Here is a 21,389-nt window from a genome sequence, read left to right as displayed (position 1 = left end):
GCGTCGGCCGCCCGGGGCCGTCGTGCCGCCGGTGCCTCGCAGCCGCCGTGCGGAGCGGGCCGCCGGGCGATCCGTACGCCGCTCGCCCGGAAACTCCGCGCGGCGGCGGCCACCGGCTCCTCGTGCCCGCGCTGCCCGCCGCGTCCCCCGTCCGGCGCCCGCCGCCCCGGTGAACCGCACTGCCCCACGGACCCGAACCGGAGGACAAGCCCGTTGACTCGCACCCCGTACCCCCCGCGCCTGCTGGTGCTGCGCGCACTCGGCCTCGGTGATCTGCTGGCCGGGGTGCCCGCGCTGCGCGGTGTCCGGCGGGCCTTCCCCGAGCACCAGCTGCACCTCGCGCTGCCCGCCGGCCTCGCCGAGGCGGCCCACAGCACCGGGGCGGTCGACGCCGTCCTCCCGGCCGAGGCGCCCGGGCGGGCGGTGCCGTCGCTGGCGCACTGGGCGGGGCCGCCGCCGGACGTGGCGATCGACCTGCACGGCAACGGCCCCGAGAGCCGTGACGCCCTGGCCGAGCTGCACCCCGGCCGCCTGCTCGCGCACGCCCTGCCGGACGGGCCGCCCTGGCAGGCACGGGTTCACGAGCGGGAACGCTGGTGCGGTTTCCTGCGCGCCCACGGCATCCCGGCCGACCCCCTCGACCTGCGCCTGGCGCGTCCCGCCACACCGTCGCCGGCGCCGGGTGCGGTGCTGGTGCACCCGGGCGCGGCGTCGGGGTCGCGTCGGTGGCCGGGAGAGCGGTTCGCGGCGGTCGTACGGTGCCTGCGCGCGGCGGGGCACCGGGTGGTGCTCACCGGCGGTCCGGGGGAGGACGCCCTCGTGCGGTCGGTCGCCGAGCGCAGTGGACTGCCCGCCTCCGACGTGCTGACCGGTGGGCTGCCCTACGGCGAGCTGTCGGCCCTGGTGGCCGAGGCGTCCCTGGTGCTCAGCGGGGACACCGGCCTGGCCCACCTCGCCGTGGCCCACGGCACGCGTTCGGTCACCCTGTTCGGACCGGTCTCCCCGCGCCTGTGGGGCCCGCCACCCGGCCCCGACCACCTCGCCCTGTGGAAGCCCGGCCCGCCCGGCGACCCCCACGGCCGCACCCCCGACCCCCGGCTCCTGGGCCTCGGCACCACCGAGGTGGCCGCCGCCTGCCTCGCACAACTACGGCCCGGCCGGACGGCACCGGAGGTGGCCCATGCCCACTGACCGCGCCCCCCGCCCCACCGGCCGCCCCGCCCCGGGACCCGAGCCGAGGACGGCGGTCGGCCTCCGCCTCCTGTGCCTCGCCACCGTCGAGTCGACCGGGGCTGCCATGGCCCCGGCGCGGCACCTGCCGCGGCCTCTGCCCACCGCTGGCCGCCCCGCTACGGAACCCCTCGAGCCGAGGGAGAACGCACCCGGCCCCACCGGCCGCCCCGCGCGGGGACCCGAGCCGAGGACGGGGGGCGGCTCCCGCCTCCTGTGCCTCGCCACCGTCGAGTCGACCGGGGCTGCCATGGCCCCGGCGCGGCACCTGCCGCGGCCCCTGCCCACCGCGGGCCGCCCCGCCACGGAACCCGAGCCGGGGAAGAACGCACCGGGCACCGCCGGCCGGCCCGCCACCGAACCCGAGCCGAGGACGACGCCGGCCGTCATGGCCCCGGGCACGGCACCGGAGGCCGCTCATGGCCACTGAGCACGCGCCCGGCAGCACCCGGCGGACGGCCGCCGGGGCCGACTCGAGGGTCACGGTCGCCGTCATCACGCGTGACCGCTGTGCCAGCCTGCTGCGCACCCTCGACGCGCTCGCCGCGCTGCCCGAGCAGCCGCCCGTCGTCGTCGTCGACAACTCCCGTGACGACACCACCCGCCGGGCCGTGCGCGGTCATCCGGCGGTCAGCCGGCTGCTGCGGCCCGCAGCCAACACCGGAGCCGTCGGCCGCAACCTCGCCGTCCGGCACGCCCGCACCCCGTACGTCGCCTTCAGCGACGACGACTCCTGGTGGGCCCCGGGCTCCCTGCGCCGCGCGGCCGACCTGCTCGACCGGCATCCGCGTCTCGGCCTGCTCGCGGCCCGCACTCTCGTCGGCGAGGAGGGCGCCGACGACCCGCTGAACGCCGTCCTCGCCGAGTCCCCCCTGCCCGGCGAGCCCGACCTGCCCGGCCGCCCGGTGCTCGGCTTCCTGGGCTGCGCCTGCGTCGTGCGCCGCGAGGCCTTCCTGGGAGTCGGCGGCTTCCATCCGCTGCTCTTCTTCGGCGGCGAGGAGACCCTCCTCGCCTACGACCTCGCCGCCGACGGCTGGGGCGTCGCCTACGAACCGTCCCTGCGCGCCTGCCACCACCCCGAGGACCACGGCCGCAGCGGCCGCTCCGCGCTCGTACGCCGCAACCACGTGCTCACCACCTGCCTGCGCCGCCCCTGGCCGGTGGCCCTGCGCGCCGGCGGCGACCTGGCCCTGGCCGCCGTCCGGGACCGTCCCGGCGCCCGCCGCGCCCTGAAGGAGACCCTCGTCCGGCTGCCCGCCGCCGTCGCCCGGCGCCGCACGCTGCCCCCGCACGTCGAACACGCCGCGCGGCTGCTCGACCGGCAGCCGGCCGGAGGACCGCCATGAGCCAGGGCCGCCCGGACGGCCGTACGACCGTCGTCCTGATCACCCACAACCGCCGCGACGAACTCCTGCGCACCCTCGCGCTCCTGCGGCGCCTGCCCGAGCGCCCCCGCGTCGTCGTCACCGACAACGCCTCCAGCGACGGCACCGCAGAGGCGGTCGCCCGCGACTTCCCGGAGATGACCCTGCTGTGCCCCGGCCGCAACCTCGGCGCGATCGGCCGCAACCTGGCGGTCCGGCAGGTCCGCACGCCCTACGTCGCCTTCTGCGACGACGACAGCTGGTGGGAGCCGGGCAGCCTGCGCCGGGCCGCGGACCTGCTCGACGCCCGGCCCCGGCTCGCCGGTGTCACCGCGCGGATCGTCGTCGAACCGGACGGCACCGAGGACCCCGTCGTGCGCGAACTGCGCGAGTCGCCGCTGCCCGGCCCCGACTGGCTGCCCGGGCCGGCGCTCGGCTCGTTCCTCGCCGCGGCCACCGTGCTGCGCACCGAGGCGTTCCGCGCCGCCGGCGGCTTCCATCCCGGTCTGTGGCTCGGCGGCGAGGAGGAGCTGCTCGCCTGCGACCTGCTCCGGCAGGGCTGGTGGCTCGCCTACGGCGAGGACCTCACCGTCCACCACCAGGCCTCCCGGCTGCGCGACAGCACCGCCCGCCGCGTCCTCGGGCTGCGCAACACGCTGTGGTTCACCTGGCTGCGCCGGCCCCTGCTGCCCGCCCTGCGCCGGACCGGCCACCTGATCCGCACCGTCCCGCGCGACGCCGCGTCCGCCCGCGCGTTCGCCCGCGCCACGGCCGGGCTGCCCTGGGTGCTGCGCCAGCGCGACCCCGTGCCGCCCGAGCTGGAGCACCGTTTGGCCGCGCTGGAACGGGCCCGCCGGACGTCCCCCGCCCGGCGGTACGTCGGCTGAGACGGCGGCCGGAGGGCGGCCCACGACACGCCCGGGCCTGTCGTTGCACCGGACACCCCCGCGGGGCAGAGTGGTCCCCCTCCCCGGTCAAGACGCGGCCGGCTGATCGCTCCCGAGCAGGAAGCCCTTCCATGGAAAAAGGTCAGCTGTCCTCCGCCCGCGTCCGCCCGACCGGCTCCGCACCGCTGCTCCTGCAGTCCGTCCGGGAGCGCCGTCCCGACGGGGGCCACATCGCCGTACTGAAGGCACGCGGCACCGTGGACGCCTCCAACGCCGCCGAGTTCTCCGAGGCCCTCGCCGGTCACCTCGCCCAGGCCGACCGGGCCGGCGAACACCCGGTGCTGGACATGTCCGAGCTCTATCTGGCCAGCGCCGTGGCCGTGCGCTCGCTGGACCGGGCCACCGGCGGGCTCGCCCTGGCCGGCCGGTGCCTGCCGATCGTGCAGCCCAGACCCCACGTACGCGAGGCGCTGCGGCTGGCCGGGCTGCCCGGCGTGCGCGCCCACGCCACCATGGCGTCCGCCCTGCACTCCCTGGAGACGCAGGACGGGCCCGGCCCGGTCACCCGCTAGCGGGGCGGCGGCCGGGCCCCGTCACGGTGCGGTTGAGAGCCGGGCACCGAGCGTGCAAGGTGGTTCAAGGTCAGGAAGAGGCCGTGCGAGTTCCCTGTGACGTTCTGGTGTGGTGATGCGATGAAACCCTCTTCCGACCGCCCGGGCGCACCGGCTCCGCTCGTCATCGAGTCGTCCCTCGTCGAGGGCCTGCCCGCGGAAGGCGCCCTGCTCCTGCGCATGTCCGGCACCCTGGACCCGCTCGGGGCCGAGGCCTGGTCGGACGAACTGCGCGGCCACCTGGAACGGGCCGACCGGGCCGGGCTGCGGCCCGTGCTCGACATGGCCCATGTGCAGCTCGGCGGTGCGGCGGTCCTGCAGACGCTCAGCGAGACCACCCGGGCCCGCTCCGGCCGCCCCGACCTGATCATCGTGCGGGCCCGCCCCGGCGTCCGGGAGGCCGTGCACCTCGCCCGCCTGGACGGCGTACGCCTCTACGCCACCCTCGACGAGGCCCTGCGCGAACTGGCCCGTGCCGCGTCCCAGGCCGAGGACCTGCCCGCCTGGCGCTCCCAGATCGCCGACCCGCTGCGGCCCTCGTACGAGGACCTGCACAAGGAGGTCCGCGCCCTGCGCGCCCGGGTGCGCACCGCGCCCGTCATCGGCATGGCCCAGGGGACCCTCATGACCCGCTACGGCCTGCCCGACTCCGGCAGCGCCTTCCGGGTGCTGCGCGAGGGCTCCCAGCGGTTCAACGTGCCGCTGCGGGTGCTGGTGTCCGCCGTGGTGGTCGCGCGGGCCCCGGACGGCGAGGTGTGGTTCCCCGGGCGCCGCTCCCCGGCCGTGCCGGCGCTGCGCCTGCTCGGCCGCGGCGGCCGGGACCCGCGCTGCCGGCGGCAGATGATCGACGCCGTGCTGCACGAGGCGCTGGCCGCCGGGAAGGCCCCCGCCGGGTACGTCCAGCTGGTCGACCCCGCGGTGAACGCCCTGACGCCGGAGACGCACCACGGCTGTGACGAAAGGTTTCTGGACCATCTGGTGCGCGGCCGGAACCAGGGCTCGGCGGACGCGGCCGCCCGCGTCCGGGGCCGTCCGGTGACCGTGCCGGACGTGGCCGGGGAGCCGCTCCTGTCCGACGACGTCCGGCGCGCCCTCCTCGCCACGGGCGCCCACGCCCTGCACGCCGTGCCCGTCGTCTCCCCGGCCGGCTCCTGCACGGGCGTGATCACCCTCCACTGGACCGCCCCCGGCCACCGCCCCACGGCCGCACAGGCCGAGAGGCTCGCCGTCCTCGCCGGCGACACGGCGGCCTGGCTGAGCTGGTACCACCGTACGGTCCTGCTCGACGCGCTGGAGCATCTGCACCGCAGCCTGACGGCGCGCGCGCCCGCGAGCTGAACCCGGCCGGTGTGCGTCACCCGTCCGCGCCTGGGAACCCGGACACGGCACGCACACCTGCACCCGGAGGGAGCCCGGCGCATGTCGAATCCGCAGCAGCCCGAACAGCGGCGCAGTGACAAGGGAGGCGCCACACCGCAGGACAGCGGCGAACTCAAGGCCCGCCAGTCGGCCGAACGCGGCGCGGGTGCCCGTCCCCACGGGACGGACAAGGGGAAGAAGGGCGGCGGCGAGGGCGGCGCAGTGCCCCCGGCGCAGCAGCCCGAGCACCCCTGACCTGCCCGGCCACCCCCTGCACGGCCGGCTCCGGAAGCGTCGGTGCAGACGCTTCCGGAGCCGCTTCGTGCCCGCTGCAGGAGCGGCTAGGCTCGCCGTATGCGGATCTCCGTCTCCTCCGACATGGACGAACCCGTGGCCCGGCTCCTCACGCAGGAGCTGCGTCGGCGCGGTCACGAGGTGCGTGAGCACGGCGCTCTGCGGCCCGGTGCCGACCCCCAGTGGGCGGTCTGCTCGGAGGCGGCCGCGCGGGAGGTCGCCGAGGGCGCGGCCGACCAGGCGGTGGTGTGCTGCTGGACCGGCACCGGCGCCTCCATCGCGGCGAACAAGGTGCCGGGTGTCCGCGCGGCCCTGTGCACCGACGCCGCGACGGCCGAGGGCGCCCGGCGCTGGAACGACGCCAACGTCCTGGCGCTCAGCCTGCGGCTCACCTCGGCGCCGGTGCTCCGGGAGATCCTCGACGCCTGGTTCGCGGCCGAGCCCAGCCAGGACCCGGAGGATGCGCGCAACGTGGCCCGCGTCGGCCGCCTCGACGCAGCCAGAAAAAGCTCCTGACGGCGCGGGGCAGCCGACGCGGGCCCACGGGACGCTGTGTCAGTGGGCGCCCAGTCCGCCGCCGCCGAACGAGCCGCTCGACCCCTTGCTCCAGCGCGGGCGCTCCTTCGAGGCGCTGGGCCGCGTGTCCTGGTTTCTCAGTTCGTACGGCGTGAGCGGACGTCCGCCCGGGGGAGTGCGGGGGACCTCCTCGGATTCCCTGTTCTCCCGGATCTCGCGGACCGCGCCCTCCGGCGGCAGATGCGGCTGCTCCTCGGGACGCGGCCGAGGAGACTCGCGGTACTTGATGCGGGAGTTCATCCAGAAGCCGCCGGCGAGAAGCGCCAGCAGACTGACGGCTATCCCGAAGAGCACGAGGCTCATCAGACCGCTTGCCGCGGCCAGCTCCATCTGTGCGGTACCCATAACCCATGAATACCCACCCAGATGAGAGCGAACCGGACACCAGGTGTGGCCGGGTGCGAACGTACGGCGACCCTTCCGGGTTGCGGCGTCTCCCGGCCCGGGGTACGGGTTTGCGGCGTCCCGGCCCGGCTACCCGCCCGGTGTGACATCGCCGACTTCGCAGCAGCAGCTCTACAGGTTCCTGGAGGACCGGTTCACCTGCGCGCAGGCGTGCACGGAGTGCGCCAGGGCGTGTGCGGTGCGCGCGAGCCTCCTGGACCCGGACGGCACCGAGGAGCAGGAGCGGGTGCGCCGGCTGGGCATCATGTGCGCCGAGGTGTGCGACGCGACCTGCCGGGTGCTGTCCGAACAGAACCGTCAGGACGAGGAGGGAATCAGGATCCAGCTGGAGTGGTGCCGCTCGGTCTGCCTGGAGTGCGCGCACGCCTTCGACGAGCAGTCCGGCGCCGAATCGGCCGCGGGCGCCTGCCGGGCCTGCGCCGCCGCCTGCACGGACTTCATGGCGACGCTGAACTGAGCGCCGGGACGCCTGGCGCCGGAACTGGGCACCGGCGCCGCCATTCCCAATTTCTGGAACACGTTCTACGGTGTGCGCCGTCAGGACCGCCCGTGGGGACCCTGGAGGCGCCGTGCACCTCGACCACACGCCCGAGCAGCAGCGACTGCGCAGCGAACTGCGCGACTACTTCGCCGAGCTGGTACCCGACCACGCCTACGCGCGCTACGCCGACCCGGCCGCGCAGAAGCGGTTCTACCGCGAGACCATCCGGCGGCTCGGCGCGGACGGCTGGCTCGGCGTGGGCTGGCCGAAGGAGTACGGCGGGCGGGGCATGACGGCCATGGAGCAGTTCATCTTCTTCGACGAGGCCGCGCAGGCGGGCGTCCCGCTGCCCCTGATGGCCCTGAACACGGTCGGCCCGACGCTCATGCGCTACGGCACCGACGAGCAGAAGGCGTACTTCCTGCCCCGCATCCTCTCCGGTGAGATCGACTTCGCGATCGGCTACAGCGAGCCCGACGCCGGCACCGACCTCGCCTCCCTGCGGACCCGCGCCGTACGGGAGGGCGACGCGTACGTCGTCAACGGGCAGAAGATCTGGACCACCAACGGCGACACCGCGGACTGGGTGTGGCTGGCCGTCCGGACGGCCCCCGAGGCCCCGCCGCACCAGGGCATCACGATGCTCCTGGTGCCGACCTCCGACCCGGGCTACTCCTGCACCCTCATCACCACGCTCGCCTCGCACGACACCACGGCCAGCTACTACGAGAACGTCCGCGTCCCCGTCTCCCGCCGGGTCGGCGAGGAGAACCAGGGCTGGAAGCTGATCACCAACCAGCTCAACCACGAGCGGGTCACTCTCGCCGCCCACGGCACCATGGCGATCCGCGCCCTGCACGACGTCCAGCGCTGGGCCATGGAGACCAAGCTCGCGGACGGCCGCCGGGTGGCCGACCTGCCCTGGGTGCGCCGGCTGCTCGCCCGCACCCACACCCGGCTCGACGCCCTGAAACTCCTCAACTGGCAGATGGTGAGCGCCGTCGAGGACGGCACACTCACCCCGCAGGACGCCTCCGCCGTCAAGGTCTACGGCTCCGAGGCCCGCCGGGACGCCTACGCCTGGCTGATGGAGATCGTCGCGGCCGCGGGCCCGTTGAAGGAGGGCTCGGCGGGCGCCGTCCTGCACGGCGAACTCGAGCGCGGCTACCGCTCGGCGGTCATCTTCACCTTCGGCGGCGGCAACAACGAGATCCAGCGCGAGATCATCTCCTGGATCGGCCTCGGCATGCCTAGGGTGCGCCGTTAGCCCACGGGCGCCGAGGACACGAACCCCGGCCGGCCGGTGTCGCGGCCCGACCGCTTTCAGCCGGGGTGATGATCTGCCGGGCCGTGATGTTCGTGCGGGGCCAGCTGGGAGGCGAGGACCGCCGCCTGGACCCGGCGCTGCACGCCCAGTTTGGCCAGCAGCCGGGAGATGTGGTTCTTGACGGTCTTCTCCGACAGGTACAGCCTCCTACCGATCTCCCGGTTGGTCAGACCGTCGCCGATCAGCGCGAGGACATCGCGTTCCCGGGGTGAGAGTGCGGCCAGTTCGGGGGGCAGCGAGGGCACCTCGGTCGGGTCGGCCCGCAGGGAGCGCATCAGCCGGGCGGTCGTCGCCGGGTCCAGCATCGACTGCCCCGAGGCGACGGTGCGTACGGCCGACACCAGGTCGGAGCCCTTGATCTGCTTCAGCACGTAGCCGGACGCCCCGGCCATGATGGCGTCCAGCAGGGCCTCCTCGTCGTCGAAGGAGGTCAGCATGAGACACGCCAGCTCCGGCATGCGGTCGCGCAGTTCACGGCAGACCGTGATGCCGTCGCCGTCGGGCAGGCGGACGTCGAGCACGGCGACGTGCGGTCGCAGCGCGGGGCCCCGGGCGAGCGCGTGCTCCGCGGTGTCCGCGTCGCCGACCACCGAGATGTCCGGTTCCGTATCGAGGAGGTCGGTCAGGCCGCGTCGTACGACCTCATGGTCGTCGAGCAGGAACACGCGGATCGGGTTCTGCTCGCTGAAGGCCGGTGTCTCGGTCATGCTGACCTCATTCCACGGACGGCGCCCTGCCGACTCCCCCTGGAGGTCGATCATCATCCGCCCGCGCCGGTTGCACCAGGGCCGACCGGCCCCCGTCGGCCGACGGGTTCCGCTGAGCGTCACCACGTCGTCCTCCACCTCCACGCGCACAGCCGACGACGGGGGTGGGAAGAGGTGCGAGGCGATCTCGCACCGGACTCCTCGGCGATCTCCTCGTCCCCGCGCAGAAAGAGCCTGAGCAGGTCGGCGCGGCTGACGATCCCCGCCGGCAAGCCCGTGCCGTCCACGACCGGCAGCCTCTTGATCTCCTGGCGCGCCATGATGCGCGCGGCCTCGACGGGGGTGGCGCAGGGTCGTCGCGGAGTTCCTCCTTGGGCAGCAGGTCTGCCTCGGAGACGGGGCAGGGCGCCGACCTGCCAGTCCTGCATCAGCCGCACGATCTCCTCGACGGGAGCCCGTCGGCCCACGGCGGCGACCGTCCAGGTCATGACCTCGCGGATGGGCCTCGCCGGGGTGCTGGGCTCCTTCCAGCGTGATCCGGGCGGGCGGTGGCGTGCCAGGTGCCGTCCGGCCCCTGCGGCACCGGACCCGCAGTGGGCCGATCGGTCCTCGACCGGGCCGTATGGCCCCTGCTGACGGAGGAGCCGGGCAGCCATCCTGATGTCAGGAACCTCGCACCGGGAGAGGGAGAGTCGCGGTGGTCACGCACGGCTGAACGGCCATTTCCCGAGGAGACGTCCCATGAAGGCATCAGTCGCACGGGCGTCCGGCGAGTTCGTGGACCTCCCGATCGTCGTCGGTGTCGACGGCTCGGAGCCGAGCCTGAGAGCCGTGGAGTGGGCTGCCGACGAGGCGGCACTGCGCGGGGCCACGCTCCGACTGGTGTACGCCTCGCTCTGGGAGCGCTACGAGGGCATGTCCCCTGCCCACGACCCCGGCAAGCCCTCGGAGGAGGTGATGGCCGACGACGTCGTCGAGACCGCCGAGCGGCGCGCCCGTCACCGGCAGCCGGGCGTGAAGGTCACCACCGAGGTGTTGCCCGAGGAAGCCGAGTACGGCCTGATCCGGGAGAGCCGCAGTGCCCGCGCCATGGTCCTCGGCAGCCGTGGCCGCAGCGGTGTGACCGAGGCACTGCTCGGCTCGGTGAGCCTCACGGTGGCCGGGCACGCGCACTGTCCGGTGATCGTGCTGCGCGGCAGCCATGACCATGGGGTCCGCTCGGCGGCATGCGGTCGAATCGTCCTGGGTGTGGCGCGCAGGCCGGCCGACTCGGCCGCCCTGGGGTTCGCGGTCGAGGAGGCCCTGCTGCGCGGAGCCACGCTGGAGGCCGTACGGGCCTGGCGACGGCCGCTGCACGAATCCCGGGCCCACCCGCTGATCACCGGAGAGCCGGCCCACTTCGAAGAGGCGCGAGCCGCGGAACTGGTCGAGGAGGCGCTGGCGACCGTGCCGGCCGACCTGCAGGTGCAGCGCCGCACGATCGAGGGCTTCGCCCGGGACGTGCTGCCGGCCGTCTCCCGTGGAGCCGACCTGCTCGTCGTCGGCGCGCGGCGCCGCCAGAGCCACTTCGGACTCCCACTCGGCCGCGTCGCCCACGGGGTGCTCCATCACGCGGCCTGCCCGGTGGCCGTCGTACCGGAGCCCGGCTGAGACACGGTGAACCGGTCAGTGACCCCCGTCGTCGCCGCCCGGCTCCATGAGCAGGACACCGGTGACCAGTTCCGGGTGGATGCGCACCGCCTGGTCCCTGCCCTCCGTCGGCGCCCACGGCTGCACCAGCGCACGCACGCGCGTCAGTTCCAGCGGATCGCTCACGACGCGGGCGTATCCGGTGACGACGACGCTCCATCCGACGTGGGTGTCCGGATCGATGGCGTCGGCCTCGTACGCGACGACGACCCCCGTGCCGTCGGACTGCTGGGCGTGCGAGGCCGGTGCGGTGCCCTCGTGCGTGAGGATGACGATGTCCCCGTTGTCCAGGACGTGGTGGACCGGGCGGACGGCGGGCAGGGCCTGCCGGGTGAAAACGATCCTTCCGAGGGACACGCTGCCCAACAGCCGCAACGCCTCGGCGTGGTCGAGGTCGATGCGCCGAGGCGCTCGCCTGTCACGGCCTGCCATGACGTACCTTCCTTCCGCTGCCGGTCGGCTGGACTCCGTACCTCCCAGCCTGGGGTGGAGCCGCGCACCAGGGCAGGTGCACCCGGCCCCCGAGCGATGGGCCGACCGGCCCTCCGTGCGCCTCCGGGCACACGGACGTACGGCCGAAAGACGCCGTCACCGAGGCGAGCGGGCTGCCTTTCCCGCGGAGGATGATTACCGTGGGCCATGACCGCGACCGTCCGGACTCGCGTACGAGGGGACACGGAGGACCGTGGTGGCGAACTCGCAGGAGCCCCGGGTACGCCTGCCGGAGCTGAAGCTCGACGAGCTGTTGGAGGAGCTGCAGGCCCGGATCGACGCGGCCCGTGGCACCCGGGACCGGGTGCACAGTCTGCTGGAGGCGGTGCTCTCCGTAGGCCGGGAGCTGGAGCTCGAACAGGCCCTGCGCTCCATCGTGGAGGCCGCCGCCGTGCTGGTCGACGCGGAATACGCCGCCCTGGGGGTCATCGGCCCCGGTGGCGCGACCCTGTCGGCCTTCCACACCGTCGGGGTCACCGAGGAGCAGATCGCCGCCATCGGTCACTTCCCGGAGGGGCACGGCATCCTCGGTGAAGTGATCCGGCACCCGGAGCCGCTCCGGCTGGAGAAGATATCCCAGCACCCGGCCTCGTACGGCTTCCCGGCCCACCACCCTCCGATGAACAGCTTCCTCGGCGTCCCGATCAGGGTCCGTGACCAGGTCTTCGGCAATCTCCATCTGACCCAGAAGCGCGGCGGTGTGCAGTTCGACCAGGAGGACGAGTCGGTGCTGTCCACCCTGGCCGTGGCAGCCGGTGTGGCGATCGACAACGCCCGCCTGTACGAGGAGTCCCGGCTGCGGGAGCGGTGGCTGCGGGCGAACGCCGAGATCACGCACTGCCTGATGTCCGGCAGCGAACGCGCCGAGGCCCTGAAACTGATCGCGGAACGTGCCCGCGAGATCATGGGATCGGCACTGGCGGCGGTGGCGCTGCCCGTACAGGACACGGAGTCCCTGACGGTGGAGATCGCCGTCGGTGTGGACGCCGAGGCGCACCAGGGCCTCGTGCTGTCCCTGCCAAAGACGCTGATGGGCCTTGCCTTCTCCACTGCCGCCCCGGTCACCAGCGACGATGTGCACCAGGATCGGCGGATCTCCCCAGAGCCTCCGCGCTTCCACGGGCTCGGCCCCGCTGTCGCCGTCCCCATCGGCACCGCGGGAGGCGGCGTACGAGGCGCGGTGCTGGTGGCCCGCGAAGCCGGCCGGCCGGTGTTCTCGGGGCAGGAGGCGGACATGCTGGGCGGGTTCGCCGCCCAGGCCGCCATCGCCATGGAATTGGCCGAGCGCCGCAAGGACGCTGAACAGATCGCGGTCCTCCAGGACCGCGACCGGATCGCCCGGGACCTGCACGACCTGGCCATCCAGCGGCTCTTCGCCACCGGCATGACTCTGCAGAGCGCCGGCCGCTTCATCGAACACCCGCAGGCCGCCGAGCGCGTGCTGCGGGCCGTGGACGACCTGGACGAGACCATCCGCATCATCCGCTCCGCCATCTTCGGGCTGCGAGCGCGTGCGGGCACAGCCGACGCCGGGCTGCGAGCCCGGGTCGTGCGCCTGGTCGGCGAGGAGGCACCGGTGCTGGGGTTCACGCCCGGCCTGCGCATGGAAGGCCTCCTCGACACGGACGTGCCGCACGAGATCGCCGACCAGATCGTGGCCGTCCTCTCCGAGGCGCTCACCAACATCGCCCGGCACGCCCGCGCCGACCGGGCACAGGTCGTCCTGACCACCGACAGCCGCGACGTCTCCCTGACGGTCTCGGACAACGGTGTGGGCATACCGCCCGACGGCCGGCGCAGCGGTCTGCGCAACATGGCGGAGCGTGCGGCACAACTGGGGGGTCAGCTGGAGGTGTCCAGCGCCGACGGCGGCGCCCTCGTGCGCTGGCGAGTGCCGCTCACCCGTCCCCGGGCGACGTGACGGCGTGGCCGGGAACCCTCGCACGGGCCGTCGGCATCGGCGGTGCCGGACGGGTGCGTTGATGGGACGTCACCCCGCGTCGGCATCGGCGGCAGTGAGCTGCCGGACGGAGCGGGCGCGCGGTCACCACTGGTCGCCGCTGCCGTAGGGGGCGTACAGGTCGAGCAGCCGGACCCGGGTGGCATGCAGCCGCTGGGCGACCACGCGTCCCACCCACACCGCTACGGCCCGGCCGAAGGCGGGGTCCGCGGCGCACATCGCACGCACCGCCTCGGCGTCGAACTCCCAGGCCCGCACCGGGGTCATCGCCTCGGCGCCCAGGTGCCAGAGGTAGGGCGGGAAGTGCCAGGACCAGCCGACGAGTTCGCCGTGCCCGAGGGACTCGACGACGGCCGGCCGGCGGCCGGGGACGTGCAGATCGAGGGCGACGGTTCCGGTGCGGAGGATCCAGAAGCGGTCGGCGTGCCGGCCCTCCTCGAACAGACGGGTACCGGCCTCGAAGGAGACCTCGTGGGCGAGACGCATCAGCCGTTCGCGGTGCACGGGCTCGAGCGCCGTGCTCATGGTGGTCGCGGAGGTCATCGCACCGGCTCCCTTCCTGGGCTGTCGATCCCAGCGTGCGCGCCCTCGGGAGCCGGCACCACGGGCCGCCCGGACCCGGCCGTGGGCCCTTCGGCTCATACCTCGGGGACGCGGCCCTCGTGCTGCGGCCCTCGACCCGGCCCGCCCCGGGCGACTCGCTCCGCGGGGTGGCCCGAACGGCCCTGTCGGGTACCCGGGGCCCTGATGGAAGGTGGTCGTACAGCGGCCGACACGGACGAGTCCGCCGGCGCTGCCCCCGCAGGGAAGGGAAACCGATGGCCCTCGACACGCAGCAGGTGCCCGTTCAGCTGGACGAGGAGGAGCTGAGGTCGCTGGACGCCCACTGGCGCGCCGCGAACTATCTGGCCGTCGGCCAGATCTACCTCATGGCCAACCCCTTGCTGACCGAGCCCCTGCGGCCCGAACACGTCAAACCGCGGCTTCTGGGACACTGGGGCACCTCTCCGGGCCTGAACCTGGTGCACACCCACCTCAACCGCGTCATCAGGGCCCGCGGCCTGGACGCCCTGTGCATCTGGGGCCCCGGCCACGGCGGACCCGCCGTACTGGCCAACTCCTGGCTGGAGGGCTCGTACACCGAGACGTACCCGGACGTCACCCGGGACGCGGTCGGCATGGCCCGGCTCTTCCGGCAGTTCTCCTTCCCCGGCGGGGTGCCCAGCCATGTCGCTCCCGAGACACCGGGCTCGATCCACGAGGGCGGTGAACTCGGGTACTCCCTCTCCCACGCCTACGGCGCTGCCTTCGACAACCCGGGCCTGCTCGTCGCCTGCGTGATCGGTGACGGTGAGGCGGAGACGGGGCCGCTGGCCGCTTCCTGGCACTCGAACAAGTTCCTCGACCCGGTCGCTGACGGGGCCGTCCTGCCCATCCTGCACCTGAACGGCTACAAGATCGCCAACCCGGCCGTCCTGGCACGCCTCCCCGAGGCCGAACTGGACGAGCTGCTGCGCGGCTACGGCCACGATCCGGTCCACGTCACCGGTGACGACCCCATGACCGTCCACCGCGCGATGGCCGGCGCGCTCGACACCGCGCTGGACCGCATCGACGCGATCCAGCGCGCGGCCCGTGAGGACGGGGCCGCGGACCGGCCCCACTGGCCGGTGATCGTACTGCGCACACCGAAGGGCTGGACCGGTCCCGCCGAGGTCGACGGACTGCCGGTGCAGGGTACCTGGCGCGCCCACCAGGTACCGCTGGCCGCCGTACGGGACAACCCCGAGCACCTGCGGCAGCTGGAGCAGTGGCTGCGCTCCTACCGGCCCGGGGAACTGTTCGACGAGCACGGCGCCCCGCGCCCGGACGTGCTGGCCTGCGTGCCCCGGGGCACCCGCCGACTCGGCGCCACCCCGCACGCCAACGGCGGTCTGCGCCTGCGTGAACTGCCGCTTCCGCCACTGGAGAAGTACGCCGTCGAGGTCGACAAGCCCGGCGCCACCCTGCACGAACCGACCCGGGTCCTGGGTGAGCTGCTCCAGGACGTCATGGCGGCCACCGCCGACCGCCGGGACTTCCGCCTCGTCGGGCCCGACGAGACCGCTTCCAACCGCCTGCAGGCCGTCTACGCGGCCAGCGGCAAGGCATGGCAGGCCGAGACCCTGCCGGTGGACGAACACCTCGACCGGCACGGACGGGTCATGGAGATCCTCTCCGAGCACACCTGCCAGGGCTGGCTGGAGGGCTACCTGCTCACCGGCCGGCACGGGCTGTTCTCCTGCTACGAGGCGTTCGTGCACATCGTCGACTCCATGGTCAACCAGCACGTCAAATGGCTGCGCACCACCCGCCGCCTGTCCTGGCGCGCTCCCGTCGCCTCCCTCAACTACCTGCTGACCTCGCACGTGTGGCGACAGGACCACAACGGCTTCTCCCACCAGGATCCCGGCTTCGTCGACCACATCCTCAACAAGAGCCCCGAAGCCGTCCGGGTCTACTTCCCGCCGGACGCCAACACCCTCCTGTCCGTCGCCGACCACGTCCTGCGCAGCCGGGACTACGTCAACGTCGTCGTCGCCGGCAAACAGCCCTGCTTCGACTGGCTGCCGATGGCGGAAGCGAAGGTCCACTGCGCCCGCGGCGCCGGCATCTGGGAATGGGCCGGCACCGAGGACGGCACCCGGGAACCGGACGTGGTGCTCGCCTGCGCGGGCGACGTTCCCACCCAGGAGGTCCTCGCCGCGGCCCAGTTGCTCCGCCGCCACCTGCCCGGCCTGGCCGTGCGCGTGGTCAACGTCGTCGACATCGCCCGGCTGCTGCCGGGCGAGGAACACCCGCACGGCATGAGCGACTTCGAGTACGACGGCCTGTTCACCCCGGACAAGCCGGTGATCTTCGCCTACCACGGCTATCCATGGCTCATCCACCGCCTGGCCTACCGCCGCACCGGGCATCCGCACCTGCACGTGCGCGGCTACAAGGAGATCGGCACCACGACCACGCCGTTCGACATGGTGGTCCGCAACGACCTCGACCGCTACCGCCTCGTCATGGACGTCATCGACCGCGTTCCGGGCCTCGCGGTCCGCGCGGCGGCCGTACGCCAGCAGATGGAGGACGCCCGGCAGCGCCACCATGTCTGGGTCCGCGAGCACGGGACGGACCTACCGGAGGTGGCGGACTGGACGTGGGACGGCTGAACCGTGTTCACACCGAGGCCGGCCGACGGACGCAACGGCTCCACCCGACCGATCGCACCCTGGCTGCGGTACGGCGCCGCCGCGGCTGCCGTGGCGGCCACGGCCGTGGCAGGAGCCAGGGCCGTGGAACCGGACAGCGCCTGGTACAAGTCCCTGCGGAAACCACCGTGGCAACCGCCGTCCTGGGCTTTCGGGGCTGTCTGGACACCGCTGTACGCCACGATCGCCTACGCCGCGGGGCACGCTCTCGGCAGGACCGGGACCCCTCGGCAGCGGACTCGGCTGATCAGCGGCCTGGCCGTGAACCTGGCGCTCAACGCGGGGTGGAACTGGCTGTTCTTCGCTCGGAGAAGCCCCACGGCGGCACTGGCCGACACCCTCCTGCTCGATCTCAGCAACGCCCAGGTCATCAGCCGGATCGCCCGAACCGACAGGACCGCGGCATGTCTCCTGGCCCCCTACGCCGCCTGGTGCGCCTTCGCGACCACGCTGAACGCCTCCCTCGTCAGACGCAACCGCGCGGTCACTTCGCGGACCGGCCGTTCGCCGTCACCGGGGACCACCCGCTTGTCGTGAGCATCCATCAGGAAAGCGGCTGCCTCGGGACACACCGGCTGCCGACGGCAGGAGTCGCGGTCCACGGCCGGTCAGGCGGACCACGGGCCGCTTGCGTTGCACGCCGAGCCCCACAGCCCGAGCCCGCAGGGCGGAGGGCCGGCGCGTCCGGCTTCGAGATGCGGTCCCCGGCACATGGTGGATACGCTCGCTGAGTGGCCGGGTGAAGACGGCCCAGTGCCGTGGCGCAGCAGCAGCGCCCCGCCCCGCCGGCGGAAGCGAGGGCTTCCGTGGTCACAACCTTCGCGTGTTTCACGCCTCCACGGACGGGAGGAAGGTTGCGATGAGGTTCACTCGCATGCGTACAGCAAGGGCCACCGGGGCAGTTCTGGTCGCCGTCCCGCTCGCGCTGGGAGGTCTGGCGTCGCAGAGCCACGCACAGGGTCCGTCTCCCAGTCCGTCGGGGACATTCGGTTCCGGCTGTTCGGGGCTTGCTCAGAAGGTCGACACGGCCAAGGACAAGGTCTCAGAGGCCGCGGCCGCGTATCCGCAGCTCAGCCAGCTGGTCGCAGCCGCGGTGAGGGCAAGGCTCAACACCGCTCTCGACGGAAAACCCGACGTCACCGTCTTCGCTCCCAACAACCAGGCGTTCCAGAACGTCACCGTCTCGCAGCTCTCCTCGCTGCTGCGCAATGAGGGGCAGCTGAAGAAGGTGCTGAGCTACCACGTCGTGGACCAGCAGATCACCCCGGACGAGCTGTCCAAGGGCTCCTTCAAGACGGTGGAAGGCGGCAAGCTGACCACGTCGGGCTCCGGCACCAGCTTCAAGGTCAACGGCAAGGCGAACATCGTGTGCGGCAACATCAAGGCCGCGAACGCCACCATCTACGTCATCGACCAAGTCCTCCAGCCTCCGTCCTGACTCATGGCTCCCGCAGCCGCCGTGTGCCACAGTGCGAGGAGCAGGGTCGGCCGGCGACAAGAGGTGACGCTCCATGGCTGTGGTCCCACCGGCGGGCACGGGCGACCCCGGGCTGTTCACACCGCGGTCCGTGACCTGGCAGATGCACGGCGACCCCATGATGTGGGTCGCCGGTGTCCGCGCGCTGTACCTCCAGGCCCTCCATCCGCGCGCCGTCCGCGGAGTCGTGCAGAACTCCGACTTCCGGCGCGACGCCTGGGGCCGGCTGATGCGCACCGCCGACTTCGTGGGCACGACGACGTACGGCACCGTCGAGTCCGCCGAGCGGGCGGGCGCCCGGGTGCGCAGGATCCACCGCACACTGACGGCCACCGACCCGGACAACGGCGAGCGCTACCGCGTCGACGAACCCGCGCTGCTGCTCTGGGTGCACTGCGCGGAGATCGACTCCTACCTGCACGTCCTGCGCCGCTCCGGCTTCCTGCTCACCGACGACCAGGCCGACCGGTACATCGCCGAACACCGCGTCAGCGCCCGCCTGGTGGGTCTCGACCCGGACGCCGTACCGGCCGACCGGGCCGCGATGGCCGCCTACTTCGAGACGGTGCGACCGGAACTGGCCGCGGGAGCCGAGGCACGCGAGGTGGACGACTTCCTTCTCCGCCCGCCGACGCACCCCCTCCTCGTCCCGGCGCGCGAGGTGCTGTGGCGGCGCGTGGCCCACCTGGCGTACGCCGCCCTGCCTCCGTACGCCCACGAGCTGTACGGCAGACCGGCCCCCGCACCCGCCGCCGTGACCCGCCGGCTGCGCACCACCGGTGCGCTGCTGCGCCGCGTTCCCGCACGTCTGCGCTGGCAGCTGCCGCCCAAACACATCCTGCGGGCCATGGCGAGGCTCGGTCCGGGCGCGCGACCGGCCCCGTACAAACCGGGGCGATAGACCGCCATACTGGACGAGCAGGGGGGTGTGTCACGGACCGGGCCGGGTTCCGCGCGGCCGCGGCACCGTGACGCCGTTCCCAGGGGGCGGGGCGGACAGTGACGGGGGCGACGGCGCGCGATGGGGGAGAACAGGCTGATTCAGGGCCGCTACCGGCTGCTCGATCTCATCGGGCGGGGCGGCATGGGCGAGGTGTGGCAGGCGCGGGACGAGTCCCTCGGCCGGCGCGTCGCGGTCAAGTGCCTCAAGCCGCTCGGCCCGCAGCACGATCCGGCCCTGAGCCGTGTGCTGCGGGAGCGGTTCCGCCGGGAGGCCCGGGTCGCCGCCGCGCTCTCGCACCGCGGGGTGACCGTCGTCCACGACTTCGGCGAGGACGACGGCGTCCCCTACCTGGTCATGGAGCTGCTGGAGGGCCGTGACCTGAGCCGGCTGCTGGAGGACAACAAGGGCCATCCGCTGCCCGTGGACGACGTGCTCGACATCGCCGAACAGGTCGCCGCCGCCCTCGCCTACACGCACCGGCAGGGCATAGTGCACCGCGACCTCAAGCCCGCCAACATCGTCCGGCTGACCGACGGCACGGTGAAGATCTGCGACTTCGGCATCGCCCGCCTCGGCCACGACATCGGCGTCACCGCCCGGCTGACCGGCACCGGCGTCGCGATGGGCACCCCGCACTACATGTCCCCGGAGCAGATCGGCGGCACCGAGGTCGACCAGCGCAGCGACCTGTACTCGCTGGGCTGTGTGCTGTACGAGATCGCCACCGGGGCACCGCCGTTCGACCTGGACGACGCCTGGGCGGTCCTCATCGGGCACCGCGACACCCCGCCCCGCCCGCCGCGCGAACACCGGCCCGAGCTGCCCCTCGCCTTCGAGCGGACGGTGCTGGAGCTGCTGGCCAAGCGCCCGGAGGAACGGCCGTACGACGCCCGGGAGCTGGGGCGCCGCCTGACCGCCGGGCGCACGGCGGGGTCGTACGTGCCGACTGTCGTGGCGGCGCCGCGAGCGGACGAGGCGGCGTCCGGTGAGCGGCGGCTGCCGTCCTGGACCCGGGGCATGACCACCGGCCACAAGGCGGTCGGTCCCGGACCGCGCGCCACCCCGCCGGACCCCGGCGCGGCCCTGACCGGCCCCTGGACCGCCCTCCCCGCCGCCGTCCGCGCCGGCGCCGCGGTGCTGTCCCGGCCGGCGCCGGCGTCCGTCGCCGCCCTGACCGCGCGGCACCAGCAGGGCCTCGGTCTGGCCCGGCGCGGCCACTGGGCCGAGGCGTGCGAGATCCACCTGGCCGTCGCCGGCGAACGGGCGGCCCTGCTCGGCCCCGACCACCCCGACACCCTGGCCAGCCGGTACGAGGCCGCCTTCGCCCTCAGCCGCACCGGCCGCGCCGCCGACGCGCTGGACGCCTACACGGCCGTCGCCGAGGCCAGGGAGCGCACCCTCGGCCCCGACCACCCCGACACCCTGGCCGCCCGCCAGGAGACGGCCTACGTCCTCGGTCGGCTGGGCCGCCACTTCGAGGCCCACCAGGGCTACACCTCGGTGCTCGCCGCCCGGGTGCGGGTGCTGGGCCAGGACCACCCCGACACCCTGCGCTGCCGGCACAACCTCGCCTTCAACCTCGGCCGGCTCGGACGTCTCGACGACGCCTACCGCATGGCCCTCGACGTGGCCGCCGCCCGCGCCCGGGTGCTCGGCCCCGACCACCCCGACACGCTGGTCACCCGGTACGAAGTCGCTTACGCTCTCGGGCAGTTGGGGCGCTGGGAGGAGGCCCTGGACACCTACCGCGAGGTCGTCGAGGCCCGCGCCCGCACCCTCGGTCCCGACCACCCGGACACCCTCGCCGCCCGGTACGAGGCGGGCATCAGCCTCGGCCGGCTCGGCCGCAGCGCGCAGGCCCTGCTCGTCTACCGCGCGCTGGTGGAGGACCGTACCCGGGTCCAGGGGGCCGCCCACCCCGAGACCCTGCGCGCCCGGCACGGCCTCGGCGTCAATCTCGGCCGGCTCGGCCGCTGGGAGGAGGCGCTCGCCGAGGCCCGCGACGTGTGCGCCCGGCGGGAGCGGATCCTCGGCGCATGCCACCCGGACAGCCTGGTCAGCCGCCGCGAGGTCGCGGTCGCCCTCGGCTGGCTGGGCCGCTGGGCGGAGGCGCTCACCGAGTACCGCGCGGTCGCCGCCGCCCGCGAACACGTCCTCGGCCCCGACCACCCCGACACCCTCGCCAGCCGCAACGACGAGGCTCACTGCCTGGAACAACTCGGCCGCGGCCACGAGGCCGTCGACCTGTACCGCAGGGTGGCCGTACTGAGCCGGCAGCGGGCGTCGGGCGGACACTGACGAGAGCCGGAGCACCACCCCCGCGGTCCAGGACGCGCCGGCAGCCG

Annotated in this window: 21 protein-coding genes; 16 read left to right on the top strand and 5 right to left on the bottom strand. The window is 73.8% G+C overall.

All coding sequences use genetic code 11. The annotated features are described in order from the left end of the window. Positions 1–213 precede the first annotated feature (213 nt). From ACZ404_RS10350 to ACZ404_RS10320, 7 genes are all read left to right on the top strand, one after another. Positions 214–1,191 carry a glycosyltransferase family 9 protein gene (locus ACZ404_RS10350; RefSeq protein ID WP_468437964.1) on the top strand — a complete coding sequence of 326 codons (978 nt, stop codon included), beginning with the start codon at positions 214–216 and terminating at the stop codon, positions 1,189–1,191. 458 nt (positions 1,192–1,649) lie between these two features. Then, the gene (locus ACZ404_RS10345; RefSeq protein ID WP_468437962.1) at positions 1,650–2,576 is read left to right on the top strand and encodes a glycosyltransferase family 2 protein; all 927 of its coding nucleotides are present in this window, start codon (positions 1,650–1,652) and stop codon (positions 2,574–2,576) included. Beyond that, positions 2,573–3,481, top strand: a complete 909-nt coding sequence (locus ACZ404_RS10340) for a glycosyltransferase family 2 protein (RefSeq protein WP_468437960.1) — start codon at positions 2,573–2,575, stop codon at positions 3,479–3,481. The genes ACZ404_RS10345 and ACZ404_RS10340 overlap by 4 nt, the downstream gene beginning before the upstream one ends. Before the next feature lie 131 nt (positions 3,482–3,612). Beyond that, complete coding sequence (locus ACZ404_RS10335) at positions 3,613–4,053, top strand: STAS domain-containing protein (RefSeq protein WP_468437958.1); 441 nt, start codon at positions 3,613–3,615, stop codon at positions 4,051–4,053. A 120-nt stretch (positions 4,054–4,173) separates the two neighbouring features. Then, a complete protein-coding gene (locus tag ACZ404_RS10330; RefSeq protein WP_468437956.1) occupies positions 4,174–5,430 on the top strand; it encodes an ANTAR domain-containing protein in 1,257 nt (418 codons plus the stop codon). Between the two features lie 81 nt (positions 5,431–5,511). Further along, on the top strand, positions 5,512–5,706 hold the full coding sequence (locus ACZ404_RS10325; protein ID WP_468437954.1) for a hypothetical protein: 195 nt from the start codon (positions 5,512–5,514) through the stop codon (positions 5,704–5,706). 99 nt (positions 5,707–5,805) lie between these two features. Then, on the top strand, positions 5,806–6,261 hold the full coding sequence (locus ACZ404_RS10320; protein WP_468437952.1) for an RpiB/LacA/LacB family sugar-phosphate isomerase: 456 nt from the start codon (positions 5,806–5,808) through the stop codon (positions 6,259–6,261). A gap of 39 nt (positions 6,262–6,300) precedes the next feature. On the opposite strand, the gene ACZ404_RS10315 is transcribed toward ACZ404_RS10320, so the two are convergent. Further along, the gene (locus ACZ404_RS10315; RefSeq protein ID WP_468437950.1) at positions 6,301–6,666 is read right to left on the bottom strand and encodes a DUF6479 family protein; all 366 of its coding nucleotides are present in this window, start codon (positions 6,664–6,666) and stop codon (positions 6,301–6,303) included. Between the two features lie 142 nt (positions 6,667–6,808). Between ACZ404_RS10315 and ACZ404_RS10310 the strand changes: the two genes are divergently transcribed. Continuing rightward, complete coding sequence (locus tag ACZ404_RS10310) at positions 6,809–7,183, top strand: four-helix bundle copper-binding protein (protein WP_468437948.1); 375 nt, start codon at positions 6,809–6,811, stop codon at positions 7,181–7,183. A 112-nt stretch (positions 7,184–7,295) separates the two neighbouring features. Next, on the top strand, positions 7,296–8,474 hold the full coding sequence (locus ACZ404_RS10305; RefSeq protein ID WP_468437946.1) for an acyl-CoA dehydrogenase family protein: 1,179 nt from the start codon (positions 7,296–7,298) through the stop codon (positions 8,472–8,474). A 56-nt stretch (positions 8,475–8,530) separates the two neighbouring features. Here the strand turns inward: ACZ404_RS10305 and ACZ404_RS10300 are convergent, their stop codons facing one another. Continuing rightward, on the bottom strand, positions 8,531–9,241 hold the full coding sequence (locus ACZ404_RS10300) for a response regulator (RefSeq protein WP_468437945.1): 711 nt from the start codon (positions 9,239–9,241) through the stop codon (positions 8,531–8,533). A 119-nt stretch (positions 9,242–9,360) separates the two neighbouring features. Then, on the bottom strand, positions 9,361–9,729 hold the full coding sequence (locus ACZ404_RS10295; RefSeq protein ID WP_468437943.1) for a CBS domain-containing protein: 369 nt from the start codon (positions 9,727–9,729) through the stop codon (positions 9,361–9,363). 253 nt (positions 9,730–9,982) lie between these two features. Here ACZ404_RS10295 and ACZ404_RS10290 point away from each other — a divergent pair, with 253 nt between their 5' ends. Continuing rightward, positions 9,983–10,891: a universal stress protein gene (locus ACZ404_RS10290; RefSeq protein ID WP_468437941.1), complete on the top strand. Its 909-nt coding sequence runs from the start codon at positions 9,983–9,985 to the stop codon at positions 10,889–10,891. A gap of 15 nt (positions 10,892–10,906) precedes the next feature. On the opposite strand, the gene ACZ404_RS10285 is transcribed toward ACZ404_RS10290, so the two are convergent. Next, entirely contained in the window at positions 10,907–11,362 is a 456-nt protein-coding gene (locus ACZ404_RS10285; protein ID WP_468437939.1) for a pyridoxamine 5'-phosphate oxidase family protein, read from the bottom strand. 256 nt (positions 11,363–11,618) lie between these two features. On the opposite strand from ACZ404_RS10285, the gene ACZ404_RS10280 reads away from it, so the two are divergent. Then, on the top strand, positions 11,619–13,343 hold the full coding sequence (locus tag ACZ404_RS10280; RefSeq protein ID WP_468437938.1) for a GAF domain-containing sensor histidine kinase: 1,725 nt from the start codon (positions 11,619–11,621) through the stop codon (positions 13,341–13,343). A 123-nt stretch (positions 13,344–13,466) separates the two neighbouring features. Here the strand turns inward: ACZ404_RS10280 and ACZ404_RS10275 are convergent, their stop codons facing one another. After that, on the bottom strand, positions 13,467–13,925 hold the full coding sequence (locus ACZ404_RS10275) for a Crp/Fnr family transcriptional regulator (protein WP_468437936.1): 459 nt from the start codon (positions 13,923–13,925) through the stop codon (positions 13,467–13,469). A gap of 275 nt (positions 13,926–14,200) precedes the next feature. Between ACZ404_RS10275 and ACZ404_RS10270 the strand changes: the two genes are divergently transcribed. The 5 genes from ACZ404_RS10270 to ACZ404_RS10250 all read left to right on the top strand — a co-directional run bounded on the left by ACZ404_RS10270 (position 14,201) and on the right by ACZ404_RS10250 (position 21,342). After that, a complete protein-coding gene (locus tag ACZ404_RS10270; RefSeq protein ID WP_468437934.1) occupies positions 14,201–16,585 on the top strand; it encodes a phosphoketolase family protein in 2,385 nt (794 codons plus the stop codon). Positions 16,586–16,588: 3 nt separating this feature from the next. After that, on the top strand, positions 16,589–17,161 hold the full coding sequence (locus ACZ404_RS10265; RefSeq protein WP_468437932.1) for a TspO/MBR family protein: 573 nt from the start codon (positions 16,589–16,591) through the stop codon (positions 17,159–17,161). 337 nt (positions 17,162–17,498) lie between these two features. Next, the gene (locus tag ACZ404_RS10260) at positions 17,499–18,062 is read left to right on the top strand and encodes a fasciclin domain-containing protein (RefSeq protein WP_468437930.1); all 564 of its coding nucleotides are present in this window, start codon (positions 17,499–17,501) and stop codon (positions 18,060–18,062) included. A gap of 73 nt (positions 18,063–18,135) precedes the next feature. Further along, positions 18,136–19,002 (top strand): oxygenase MpaB family protein, encoded by an 867-nt coding sequence (locus ACZ404_RS10255; protein WP_468437928.1) that lies wholly within the window; start codon positions 18,136–18,138, stop codon positions 19,000–19,002. A gap of 120 nt (positions 19,003–19,122) precedes the next feature. Next, positions 19,123–21,342 carry a serine/threonine-protein kinase gene (locus ACZ404_RS10250; RefSeq protein WP_468437926.1) on the top strand — a complete coding sequence of 740 codons (2,220 nt, stop codon included), beginning with the start codon at positions 19,123–19,125 and terminating at the stop codon, positions 21,340–21,342. The last annotated feature ends 47 nt before the right edge of the window (positions 21,343–21,389 follow it).

The sequence above is a fragment of the Streptomyces sp. NPDC030798 genome (assembly GCF_055572275.1).
The sequence above is the reverse complement of the archived record's forward strand: the minus strand, read 5'-3'. Positions and strand labels throughout refer to the sequence as shown.